This window comes from Pseudomonas sp. NY15364 (genome assembly GCF_048068235.1).
Taxonomy (GTDB): Bacteria; Pseudomonadota; Gammaproteobacteria; order Pseudomonadales; family Pseudomonadaceae; genus Aquipseudomonas; species Aquipseudomonas mendocina_D.
This window is the reverse complement of record NZ_JBLUPX010000055.1, coordinates 1-12,315: the sequence shown is the minus strand read 5'-3', so window position 1 is coordinate 12,315 and position 12,315 is coordinate 1. Positions and strand designations below refer to the sequence as shown.

The window sequence follows — 12,315 nt, the reverse complement described above, 5'->3', positions numbered from 1 at the left end:
CTGAAACTGCTCACCATTGGAGTAGCCCGCATCGGCTGTAACCGTCAGCTCTTCCTGCGCCAGGATCGCCTGGGCAGCCTTGGCCATAGGTTCCAGTTGTTGGTTATCGCTGCCGCCCTGAGTGACAGCATGATGCAGGATCAGCCCATGCTCGCCATCTACCGCGCTTTGCACGTTATAAGCCACGCGAGCCCCCTAGTGGGTACGCATCATGCGCGCCTCGCTCTCACCCACGACGAACTGCTCCAGCCCCTGTACCTCCATCAACGCCTGGGCTGTCAGGTTATCGGCATGTCGGCTCTCCAGCTGCTGCAGCGCAGCCTTGACCGCACTGCGATCAACCACTTCAGCGGCCTCACTGCGGTCAGCCTCGTCCAGTTCGGCCAGATAACGGGCGATCTGCGCCTCCAGCTTGGCTTGTTGACGCTTGAGCTTCGTCAGGCTCAGATGCTTGCGTTGCGACGCTACCGCCTGAAACTTGCTGCCATCGATGGCCACGAGTTGCCCGCTGATCAGCCTCACCTGGCGACAGAACTGGATGAAGGTGCGGCAGGTCGCCTGAAAAGCAGCGCTGTTGTCCTTACCAGCTCCTCCAATGTGGGAGGAAACAGGCTGCTTTGCTGACGACCTTCGCCTAGGATGTAGCCCATAAACGACAATGCCCCCATCGACTGATGGAGGCATTGTCTTCAGCTTGCTCTCAGGCTGCTAGGTTTTCACACAGTCTGCTTTGGGAGGCTTTTTTATGTCGTTTGACAAGCACCGCTGCTGACGTCTTTCGGCTAGGTGCTAGAGGGTGTTTCCGACAGTCTTCGTGACCGCTCGTCTTGTCTCTTGTGGCTAAAGGCCACTCATTCAAAACCTGACTAGAATGCTTGCTGTGGTTCTGTGATGTCCGCGCGCGGATGCCCCGTGCGCGTTGGTTCTGGATGACCGAAGGAGCGCGAATGGACGACAGAGCTGTCGAGCGGCCGCCAAGGCCCTGGACACCGCTGCTGGCTGCACTTGGCCTGTTTATCGGGCTGGGTGGGTTGATTTATTGGCAGTGGAATACCCTGCAGGAACGTGAGCGGGAAGATAGTCAGCATCGCTTTGCGCTTGAGGCGCAGGATATTGGTCAGCGAGTGATGGCGCGCATGCAGGCTTATGAAATGGTCCTGCGTGGCGTTTCGGGGCTGATGAACGGGAGTGACCGGGTTTCTCCCATTGAGTGGGAGCGGGCACTGGATCAGCTGCAATTGCAGGATCGTTATCCGGGAATACAGGCCGTCGCCTGGTCGCGCTACCTGAGCCACGCGCAGTTGGACGATTTTCGAGCCGAGCTGAAAGCGGATGAGCGCCTCGACTATCAGGTGTTTCCCGAGGGGGAGCGCGAGTACTACTTGCCCATCGATTACGTCAGTCCTCTGGATTGGCGTAACCGGCGCGTACTTGGTTTCGACATGCTCAGCGAGGCGATCCGCCTTCAGGCCATCGAGCGCAGCCTTGAGAGCGGTGATGCCAGCCTGAGTGGGCCGGTGGTGTTACGCCAGGAAATCGATGTCAACGTGCAGCAGGGTGTGCTGCTGTTTCTTCCGGTCTTTCGTCCTGGCGTGCCACTCAATACGGTGGAGCAGCGTCGCGCTGCGCTGCTGGGAACAGTGCATGGCGCGTTTCGTAGCCACGATTTGATCGAGGGCATCCTGGGTGGTCAGGCACGGCGTTTCGACATTCTGCTGAGGGATCTGCAGGCATCGGATGCTCAGTTGCTGGGCGGCGAACCCCATGCTAACGGCTGGAAGCCGCGTTTTCAGAAGCACATGGAGTTGCCGCTGTACGGCCGTATCTGGGACTTGGAGGTCATCGGCACACCCGAGTACGAGCGCGGTCTGGTCGATCGTACCGGTACGCTCGGACTCTGGGCTGGTTTGGCGGCGACACTGCTTCTGTCAATTCTGGTCGGCGGTTTTCTCCATCAGCGCGAGCGCAAACTGCAGATCAGTGAGCGGGCTGCCGTGGCCCTGCGCGAGCGCGAAGAGCGCTTTCGTCTGTTGGTCGAACGGCTGCCGGTGGCGACTCTGCTCTGTGATGACAGGGGGCGCATCGAAATGGCCAATCGCAGCGCCGCCGAGCTGTTCGATTGCCCGCTCAATGCCTTACCGGGTGAGACCGTGTTGCGCGTCCTGCCCAATATCGAGTCACCGAAAGACTTGCAGGCACAGTTGGCCGAGAGTGACGAGCGCATGGTGCGGACGCTGCGCGGCGAGTCGATTCCGGTCAGCATCAGCCTAAATCCGCTGCACGAAGGCAGCAGCTACCTTATCAACCTGGTGGACCTGCGTGCGCGCAAGGTGGCCGAGGAGCGCTTCCGGTTGGTGGTCGAGGCCTCGCCCAATGCCATCGTGCTGGTCGATGGCCTGGGACGCATTGCCATGGTCAATCGACAGACCGAGCTGCTGTTCGGCTACGAGCGTCAGGTGCTGCTCGGCGAACCGGTGGAAATGTTGCTGCCCGACGCGCAGCGTGGCAGCCATGTAGCAATGCGGCGGGGCTATCAGGCGATGCCCGAGCAGCGCCGCATGGGCAGCAATCGTGAACTGTTCGGTCAGCATCGTGAGGGCCGCATGATTCCTCTGGAGGTTGGTTTGTCACCCATTCGCAGTGGCGACGAGAACCTGGTGCAGGCGGTGATCATCGACATCAGCGAGCGCAAGGCTGCCGAGCAGAAACTGCGTGAGCAGGCCGAGCAACTGCTGTTGGCCAACCGCTACAAGTCCGAGTTTCTCGCCAACATGTCCCATGAGCTGCGCACGCCGCTCAACAGTATCCTCATTCTCAGTGACCAGCTGCGGCAGAACCTGGCGGGAAATCTGACCGAGAAGCAGAGCAAACATGCCGATATCGTGCACCGCGCTGGCAGCGATCTGCTGCAACTGATCAACGATGTACTCGACCTGGCCAAGGTTGAGTCGGGGCGCATGCAGCTCAAGCTTGAGCCGATCAACATGCAGGACGTGCTGGTGGAACTCGATGCCAGCCTGCGGCCGATGGCCGAGCTCAAGGGCTTGCGTCTGCACACCCAGCTGGAGGCCGGGGTACCACGCGTCATTCACACCGACCGCGTGCGCCTGCATCAGATACTGCGCAACCTGCTGTCCAACGCGCTGAAATTCACCGACCAGGGGGAGGTCAACCTGACTGTCGGTAGCCAGGGGCGCCAAGATGATGAGCGCGAGTTGCTGAGTTTCAGCGTGCGTGACACCGGTATCGGTATCGACCCTGCGCAACATGAACAGGTGTTCCAAGCCTTTCAACAGATCGACGGCTCCACCAGTCGGCGTTTCGGCGGCACTGGGCTGGGGTTGGCCATCACCCGTCAGCTGGTGCTGGCTCTGGATGGCGATATCAGCCTGCAAAGTGCGCCGGGGCAGGGGTCTACCTTCACCGTCAGGTTGCCGGTGCAGGCCGGACCGCTCAGTGTCGAAGCGCCGCTCGAGGGGCCGCAGCGTGCAGGTGACGGCCCGCCGCTGCTGATCGTCGAGGACGATGCCAATTTTGCTGCGGTGATTGCCGAGGAGGCTCACTCCCATGGGTTTTCCAGCGTGCACTGCCGTACTGGTCTGCAGGCATTGGGGCTGTTGCAGCAGGAGTCGTTCAACGCGGTGATCCTCGACATCCTGCTGCCTGATCTGAGTGGCTGGCAGCTGTTCCGTCGTCTGCGCGCCCAGCCGAACCATCGGCATACGCCGGTGCACATCATTTCCTGTGTACCGCAACCGGTGGGTTGGAACGATGATGGCACTCGCTATCTGGTCAAACCCATCGGCCGTGATGAACTTGAGCAGGTGTTCATCGAGTTGCAGCACGGTGAACAACACGAGCAGGCATTGCTGTTGGTGGAGGATGTCGAGGTAGAGCGCGAGCACTACCGCGAGCAACTGACGGAGCTGGGCTTCCACGTCGTCGCCTGCGCCGATGGCGAGCAGGCGCGCGAGGCTTATGCGCAGGGGCAGTTCTGCGCGCTGGTGATCGATCTCGACCTGCCGGATCAGGATGGTTTCGCTCTGCTCGACAGCCTCAACCAGGTGTGCCCGTTGCAGGGCACGCGCGTGGTGATCAATACCGGTGTGGACGTCACGCAACAGACCCTGCAGCGCCTGCGCCGCTACAGCGCCGTGGTGGTGCGCAAGCATGGTGATGACACCGATGCGCTATGCCAGGCGGTACAGGGCTTCCTCGGTGACGTGCGTGCGCCGCAACCGGCCCAGGCACGGCTCAATCCGTTGCAGGGAAAACTTATCCTGCTGGTGGATGACGATGTGCGTAACGTTTACGCGCTGACGGCGTTGCTGGATGAAGTGGGACTGCGCGTCAGTTCCGCCAAGGACGGCATCGAGGCCATTGCCACATACCAGCGTGACCCGTTCGACTTGATCCTCATGGATATGGCCATGCCCAACATGGACGGCTATACCGCCACGCGCCTGCTCAAGCAGGAGCATGGATGCGTCATCCCGATCATCGCGCTTACCGCTCATGCCATGAAGGGTGACCGAGAGAAGTGCATCACCGCAGGCGCGGATGACTACATGGCCAAGCCGATCAAACGCGATGAGCTGCTGGCATTGCTGGAGCGCTGGCTGGGTATGCCGACCATACCTTCGCCTCGCGATGGGCTAACCTGATGGCAGGAGTAAATGGTGCAAGGGCAGATGGACAGGGGAGTGATGATGGCCCGGGCGCAGAGTAAGAACGCCGCTGTACCCGCCAAGCAGGTTCTGCTGGTGGTGGATGACCGTATGGAGAACCTCGAGGCCATGCAGGCGCTGCTCGAGGATGGCGAGTGGCTGCTGCGTTGCGCCAGCTCTGGTGAAGAGGCCCTGCGCTGTCTGCTCGAAGAAGATGTCGGGCTGGTGCTGCTCGACGTGCAGATGCCGGGTATGGACGGCTTTGAAGTCGCCCGCCTGATGCGTGGCAACCCGCGTACGCGATTGACGCCAATCATCTTCGTATCCGCCATCGCGCAGACCCACGATGCCGTATTGCGTGGTTATAGCACCGGTGCCGTGGACTTCATGCTCAAGCCCTTCGACCCCAGTGTGTTGCGCCACAAGATTCAGAGCCTGCTGGAGCACGAGCATAATCGCTGTGAATTGCAGACGCTTTCCCAGCAGCTTGAGCGCGCCAGGGCATTCAACGCCTCGGTGCTGGCCAATGCCGCCGAGGGTATTCTGGTGGTCGGCGAGGATGGTCGCATTCAGTTCGCCAACCCCGCGATGGCGCAGATGCTCGATGGCGAGGTAGGTGATCTTGAGGGCGTCGATCTGCTGTCGTTTCTCAAGAATCCAGCCAGCGAAGGCGGCTGGCAGCAGTCCGAGTTCTACCTGCACTTCAAGCGCGAGGCGACCTATCGCGTGCACGAAGCGATGTTGCGCACGTTCAAGGGCGGTTGCCTGCCTGTGGCGCTGTCCTGCTCACCACTGCCGCGGCCGCAACGTGCGATGGTGCTGATCGCGCTGGATATGTCGGTGGTGCGTAATCTGCACGCGCAACTGGAGTCACAGGCGGTCACTGACGCGCTGACCGGCCTGCTCAATCGTCGCGGCTTTCATCAGGCACTGGAGTCGGCGTTGGCGCGTATCGAGCGCAGCGGTCAGCGCGTCGCGGTGCTGTACCTGGACCTGGACGGTTTCAAACGCATCAATGACTCGCTCGGCCATGATGTCGGCGATCAGTTGCTGCGCCGTGTCGGAGAGCAGCTAAAGGCCTGCTTGCGTCCCTATGACAGCCTGGCGCGCATCGGTGGTGACGAATTCACCGCGCTGCTGGACAACCTCGGGCACCCCGAGGATGCCGCCAAGGTCGCTGAGAAGCTGATCGAACTGGTCTCGGTGCGCCACACCCTCGATGGTGTGGACTTCACCCTCGGCGCCAGCGTTGGCATCGCCTGTTTTCCTGAATGCGGGCAGAGCGTGGAGGGCCTGCTGCGTTCCGCCGACATGGCGATGTATGAAGCCAAGCGCGCCGGCCGCCAGCAATACCGCTTCTTCTCACAGGAGATGAACGGGCGTGCGCGTTCGCGGCTGATGCTCGAAGAAAGTCTGCGTCACGCCATCGAGAACGATGACTTCGTGCTGGTTTATCAGCCGCAGTTCCATCTGGATAGCGGACGTCTGCGCGGCTTTGAAGCCTTGCTACGCTGGCAGCATCGTGTCGCCGGTACCGTGGCGCCGAACGCGTTCATTCCGCTGCTCGAAGAAACCCGCCTGATCAACCGTCTCGGCGAATGGATCTTCCGTGAGGGCGCCAGGCAATTGGCCGTGTTCAAGCAACAGTTCGGTGAGGACATGGTGCTCAGCCTCAACGTCAGCCCGGTGCAGTTCGGCATGCCGCAACTGGTGACCGATCTACAGCGTGTACTCGACGCTCACGGTCTGAAGCCCAGCCAACTGGAGGTGGAAGTTACCGAGAGCGCGCTGATGCAGGATCTGGAGCTGACGCAGGCGCAGTTACGTCATCTGCGCGAGCTGGGGGTGAAGATTGCCATCGATGATTTCGGCACCGGCTATTCATCATTGGCGTACCTGCGTCACTTCGAACTCGATACGCTGAAGATCGACCGTCTGTTCATTTCCAACATGCTCGACTCACCCCGTGATGCGGCGGTGGTCAGTACCATCATCGATCTCGGCCATCACCTAGGTCTGGAGGTCATCGCCGAAGGCGTCGAAACCCAGGCGCAGCGTGAGTGGTTGACGCAACACCACTGCAGCATCATGCAGGGTTTCCTGGTGGCGCCAGGCGTGCCGCCCAGCAGCGCGATGCAGGTGCCGGCGCTGCTGGATTGGAGCAAGTTGCCCCTGTCGTCCCCCTGATCGGTACAGCGACGCATACCCGTGGGGTGCGGATTCGGGGCGGTACGCACGGTGCCCCCGAAGGTCTGGATTACGCCGAACGGTGCAGGTTGGCGAGCTCCGCGTCCTTCTCTTCCCATAGACGATTGACCCATTGCTGGAAGGCCCGGCGGTAGTCGTCATCCTGATCGTAGTTACGGCCGATGAACTCGCGCGGAATATCGACCTGTCTGAAAGTCACCTGCACGGAATCCAGGCGCCCACAGAGCAAGTCCCAGAAGCCAGGGACGCCATGCGGATAGTGGATGGTGACGTTGACGATGGCGTGCAGCTGTTCACCCATGGCATCAAGCACGAAGGCGATGCCGCCAGCCTTGGGTTTGAGCAGGTGCTTGAAAGGCGACTGCTGCTGCGCATGCTTGGCCGGGGTCAGGCGGGTGCCCTCGAGGAAGTTGAACACCGCCACGGGGTTGGTCTTGTAACGCGCGCAGGCCTTGCGCGTGGTGGCCAGGTCCTGGCCGCGCTTCTCCGGATACTTGGCCAGGTATTCCTTGCTGAAGCGCTTCATGAAGGGAAACTCCAGCGCCCACCAGCACAGGCCGATCACCGGCACCCAGATCAGCTCCTGTTTGAGGAAGAACTTCAGCAGCGGCATACGTCGGTTGAGCAGGTACTGCAGCACCAGGATATCCGCCCAGCTCTGGTGGTTGCTGGTGACCAGGTAGGAGTGACGAGTATCGAAGCGCTCCAGGCCCTGGACATTCCATTCGATATGGCCAACCAGGCGCATCCAGAATTTGTTGACGCCGATCCAGCTTTCGGCGATCCCGTGCATGACGAAGCGCAGTGCGCGTTGGATCGGCGCGAATGGCAGGAGCAGTTTGAGCAGAGCGACGAAGAAAAGCGGCCAGCACCAGAACAGGGTGTTGAGAGCCAACAGCAGGCTCGCGATCAGGCCACGCAGCGGCGCGGGAAGAAAGTGCAGCATCGGGCAAACGCCTCCGTAAGCAGGCTGCACGCCCTGCGGGCAGCCTGAGAAAGGGGCTTTCTCTGCGCCCCGTATCAGTCGAAAGAGCTGCGGCGTTCCGTGCAGCGAGCTGGTTCGGCGCCAAGGGTAACGGTTGTGCACTGACCTGCAAGTGCCAGTGATGACCATCAGGTTTTGGTCGCTTGGTGCGCACCGGCTGCTCCGGCCGGTGCGCACGGCGCATCCTGTTGCCTCTCTAGCTTGGTAGATCCGCCGCCTGAATGGCCGTCAGCGCGATGGTGTAGACGATGTCGTCGACCAGTGCACCACGCGACAGGTCGTTCACCGGCTTGCGCAGGCCCTGCAGCATCGGGCCGACGCTGATGCAGTCGGCGCTGCGCTGCACGGCCTTGTAGGTGGTATTGCCGGTGTTCAGGTCGGGGAACACGAACACCGTGGCGCGGCCGGCCACCGGGCTGTTCGGCGCTTTCTGCCGGCCGACGCTCTCGATGGCCGCTGCGTCGTACTGCAACGGGCCGTCGAGCAGCAGGTCCGGGCGCTTTTCGCGGGCCAGGCGGGTGGCGACGCGCACTTTCTCAACTTCTTCGCCGCTGCCGGAATCACCGGTGGAGTAGCTGAGCATGGCCACGCGCGGCGGGATGCCAAAAGCCTGCGCCGAGTTGGCGCTCTGCAGGGCGATCTCCGCCAGTTGCTCGGCGTTCGGGTCCGGGTTCACCGCGCAGTCGCCATAGACCAGCACCTGGTCCGGCAGCAGCATGAAGAACACCGAGGACACCAGGTTGTAGCCTGGTGCGGTCTTGATCAGCTGCAGGGCCGGGCGAATGGTGTTAGCGGTGGTGTGGATGGCGCCGGAGACCAGGCCGTCGACCTCGTCCAGGGCCAGCATCATGGTGCCGAGTACCACGGTATCTTCCAGCTGCGCTTCTGCCATTGGCGCATTGAGGCCCTTGCCCTTGCGCAGCTCGACCATCGGCTCGATGTAGCGACCGCGTATCAGGTCCGGGTCGAGAATTTCCAGGTCTTCCGGCAGTTCGATGCCTTGCGCACGGGCCACGGCGTGCACGTCTTCCGGCTTGGCCAGCAGTACGCAGCGGGCGATGCCGCGAGCCTGGCAGATGGCGGCGGCCTGCACGGTACGCGGTTCGCTGCCTTCGGGCAGGACGATGCGCTTGGCTGCAGCCTTGGCTCGTTGCACGAGCTGGTAGCGGAAGGCCGGGGGCGACAGGCGCAGCTCGCGCGGGGTGCCGCAGCGGGCGCTCAACCAGTCGTGGTCGATATGCCCTGCGATGAAGTTGGAGACCTTCTCCGCGCGCTCGCGGTCATCCAGAGGAATTTCCTTGTTCAGGCGGTTGAGATTGGTGGCGGTGTCGTAGGAGCCGGTGCTCACCGTCATCACCGGCAGGCCGCTGGCCAGGGCGCCCTGGCACAGCTCCATGATGCGTGGGTCGGGGGCGAAATCACTGCACAGCAACAGGCCCGCCAGCGGTACGCCATTCATCGCAGCCAGGCTGGCGGAGAGGATGATGTCGTCGCGATCACCCGGCGTCACCACCAGGGTGCCGGGCTTGAGCAGTTGCACGCTGTTGGCGACAGCACGTGCGCAGAGCACGATCTTCAGCATGCGTCGCTGCTCATAGTCGCCAGCGTTGAGGATGCGTGCGCCGAGCAACTCGGCGATGTCCTTGGTGCGCGGCGCGTTCAGTTCGTCCTGCCAGGGAATACAGCCGAGCAGGCGGAAACTCTCGGTCTTGAGCAGGGGAGAAAGCTCCTGCATACGTTCGGTGAAGGCTGCGATGCCGTTGTCGCTGCGCACCTTGTTGAGGATCACGCCGAGTACTTTGGGGTCCTTCGGCCCGCCGAACTGCTGGGCCTGGATCTCGATGCGATCGGACAGCTCGGTGAGGTTCTCGTCTTCCGGGGCGCTGACCAGAATCACGTCGGCATCCAGGCTCTTGGCCAGGTGCAGGTTGACCCGGGCGGCGTAGCTGGCGTGGCGCGTTGGCACCATGCCTTCGACGATGACCACGTCCTTGTCGACTGCCGCCTGCTGGTAGAGGCTGATGATCTCTTCCAGTAGTTCGTCCAGCTGGCCGTCGCCGAGCATGCGTTCGACATGGCTGAGCGGCAGCGGCTTGGGCGAATTCAGGCCATGGGTGCGGGCGATCAGCTCACTGGAGCGCTCCGGGCCGAGGTCGCCAGCATGCGGTTGGGCGATGGGCTTGAAGAAGCCAACCTTGAGGCCGCTGCGCTCTAGCGCACCGACCAGGCCGAGGCTGATGGAGGTAAGGCCGACACCGAAACCGGTGGGGGCGATGAAGAAGGTATGCATGAAATAGCCTCAGTCGAGCAGGGCAAGAGTGTCGAGGGCGATCTGCCGCTCTTCGTTGGTCGGTACAACCAGCACGCGCGGATGACCATCCGCGTGAATGGCGCCGGCGACGCCGCGCACGCAGCGGGCGTTGGCCTGGGCGTCCAGCCGCAGCCCGAGCAGGCCGAGATGGTCCAGGGTCTTGCTGCGGATCAGCGCGGAGTTCTCGCCGATACCGCCGGTGAAGATCAGACCGTCGAGACGGCGCAGCGCGCAGCTCATCGAGGCCAGCGATTTGGCCAGGCGGTAGCAGAACACCTCGATGGCCAGGGTCGCGCCGACGTGCCCCTGTTCGCGGGCCTGCTCCAGCGTGCGCATGTCATTGGACAGGCCGGATAGACCGAGCAGGCCGCTGTCCTTGTTGAGCATGCTGTCGATCTGCTCCAGGCTCCAGCCCAGGGTACGTGCCAGGTGCCCGTGCAGGTTGGGGTCGACATCGCCGCTACGTGTGCCCATCACCAGGCCTTCCAGCGGCGTCAGGCCCATGCTGGTGTCGCGGCTGTGGCCATTCTCCACGGCGCAGGTGGAGCTGCCATTGCCCAGATGGGCCACCAGCCAACTGCTAGCGTCGAATGCCAGGCCGCTCATCTGCGCCGCCTTGCGGCTGACGTAACGGTGGCTGGTGCCGTGGAAGCCATAGCGGCGTACGCCATGCTCAGCGTAGAGCGCGTGCGGTACGGCATAGCGATAGGCGTGCTCGGGCAGGCTCTGGTGGAAGGCGGTGTCGAACACCGCCACCTGCACCAGGTTGGGAAACAGCTTCATCGCCGCTTCGATGCCTTGCAGGTTGGCCGGATTGTGCAGCGGAGCCAGCGGCGCGACCTGGCGGATGGCCTGCAGGCTGGCAGCGTCCAGGCGAGAGGCGCCGGAGAAGTGCTCGCCGCCGTGTACCACACGGTGGCCGATACCGTGCAGCTCACCGGCTGCGGCCTGCTGTACCACGGGTAGAAGATGAGACAGGGCCAGGCGGTGGTCGGCGCCCGACAGAACCAGGCTGTCCTTTTGTTCGCCTTGTTGCCAGTGCAGCACCGCTTCGGGGCTGCCAAGACGCTCGGCCAGGCCGCTGAGCATGAAGGTTTCCTGCGCTTCGTTGACCAAGGCGAACTTGATCGACGAGCTGCCGCAGTTGATCACCAGAATGTTGCGTGCAGACATTTAAGCTTCCTTGGATTCATCGTGCGACCGATCCATGGCGCACCAGCCACAGGGGAAGAGGCTTCCCTGCCTGACTTGGCGCTGCTCGGGATCGAGTACCCAGGGCCGATTCTGCCAGGGTGGTCGGTGGCGTACATGCTGAGTATGGCCACAGGATAAGACTGCCACCCAGTCACCGTGCTCGTCCTGACGAAAATCAACGATCCGTACGGCCCGTTTGTCCGGGCTCGGGTCGCAATCCAGGCTGGCGTTGGTTAAACTTGCCCGTTCATTTATCTTTCGCAAAAGGTCTCCCCATGCTGATCGCCGCCAACAAGGCCGTCTCCATCGACTATACCCTGACCAACGATGCCGGTGAGGTGATCGACAGCTCCACTGGCGGCGCGCCGCTGGTCTATCTGCATGGTGCTGGCAATATCATCGCCGGTCTCGAGAAGGCCCTGGTTGGCAAGCAGGTTGGCGATGAGCTGGACGTTTCCGTCGAGCCGGAAGAAGCCTACGGTGAATACAGCGCCGAGCTGGTCGCGACCCTGAGCCGCGCCATGTTCGAAGGCGTCGACACCTTGGAAGTGGGCATGCAGTTCCACGCTTCGGGCCCGGACGGCAGCATGCAGATCGTTACCATCCGCGATATCGACGGCGACGACGTGACTGTCGACGGCAACCACCCGCTGGCCGGCCAGCGCCTGAACTTCAAGGTCAAGGTCGTGGCCGTGCGTGACGCCAGCGAAGAAGAAGTGGCCCACGGTCACATCCATGGCGAAGGTGGTCACCACCACTAAGTTGCCTGTCAGGCGACTTGCGGTCGTTCCGAGTGGAGCAACCGCTGCTAAGCTCAAGCTTGCGATAAAGGCGCCTCAGGGCTAATGCCAGTCAGTTAAGCGCTACAGCTTGACCTTCTGCGCGCTGAAACGAAAATCCGATGCTTGTTTTGAGCATCGGATTTTTTATGCGACTTTCCCGCGCCTTGG

General features: G+C 62.2%; 7 protein-coding genes and 1 pseudogene. 3 read left to right on the top strand and 5 right to left on the bottom strand.

All coding sequences use genetic code 11. From position 1 onward, the window contains the following. A pseudogene (locus tag ACNFCJ_RS23360) lies at positions 1-582 on the bottom strand (transposase); the annotation flags it as partial. Between the two features lie 365 nt (positions 583-947). On the opposite strand from ACNFCJ_RS23360, the gene ACNFCJ_RS23355 reads away from it, so the two are divergent. Next, the gene (locus tag ACNFCJ_RS23355; protein ID WP_416773806.1) at positions 948-4,664 is read left to right on the top strand and encodes a response regulator; all 3,717 of its coding nucleotides are present in this window, start codon (positions 948-950) and stop codon (positions 4,662-4,664) included. 45 nt (positions 4,665-4,709) lie between these two features. Continuing rightward, entirely contained in the window at positions 4,710-6,854 is a 2,145-nt protein-coding gene (locus ACNFCJ_RS23350) for a putative bifunctional diguanylate cyclase/phosphodiesterase (protein WP_416773807.1), read from the top strand. Between the two features lie 70 nt (positions 6,855-6,924). Here ACNFCJ_RS23350 and ACNFCJ_RS23345 read toward each other — a convergent pair whose 3' ends face one another. The 4 genes from ACNFCJ_RS23345 to ACNFCJ_RS23330 form a co-directional block, all read right to left on the bottom strand. Continuing rightward, the gene (locus ACNFCJ_RS23345) at positions 6,925-7,821 is read right to left on the bottom strand and encodes an acyltransferase (protein ID WP_416773805.1); all 897 of its coding nucleotides are present in this window, start codon (positions 7,819-7,821) and stop codon (positions 6,925-6,927) included. A 235-nt stretch (positions 7,822-8,056) separates the two neighbouring features. Beyond that, a complete protein-coding gene (pta, locus tag ACNFCJ_RS23340; RefSeq protein WP_416773804.1) occupies positions 8,057-10,150 on the bottom strand; it encodes a phosphate acetyltransferase in 2,094 nt (697 codons plus the stop codon). 9 nt (positions 10,151-10,159) lie between these two features. Then, positions 10,160-11,344 carry an acetate kinase gene (locus ACNFCJ_RS23335; RefSeq protein WP_416773803.1) on the bottom strand — a complete coding sequence of 395 codons (1,185 nt, stop codon included), beginning with the start codon at positions 11,342-11,344 and terminating at the stop codon, positions 10,160-10,162. Next, positions 11,345-11,629 carry a DUF3565 domain-containing protein gene (locus ACNFCJ_RS23330; RefSeq protein ID WP_125835154.1) on the bottom strand — a complete coding sequence of 95 codons (285 nt, stop codon included), beginning with the start codon at positions 11,627-11,629 and terminating at the stop codon, positions 11,345-11,347. 11 nt (positions 11,630-11,640) lie between these two features. Between ACNFCJ_RS23330 and ACNFCJ_RS23325 the strand changes: the two genes are divergently transcribed. After that, on the top strand, positions 11,641-12,126 hold the full coding sequence (locus tag ACNFCJ_RS23325) for an FKBP-type peptidyl-prolyl cis-trans isomerase (protein WP_099526124.1): 486 nt from the start codon (positions 11,641-11,643) through the stop codon (positions 12,124-12,126). Positions 12,127-12,315 lie beyond the last annotated feature (189 nt).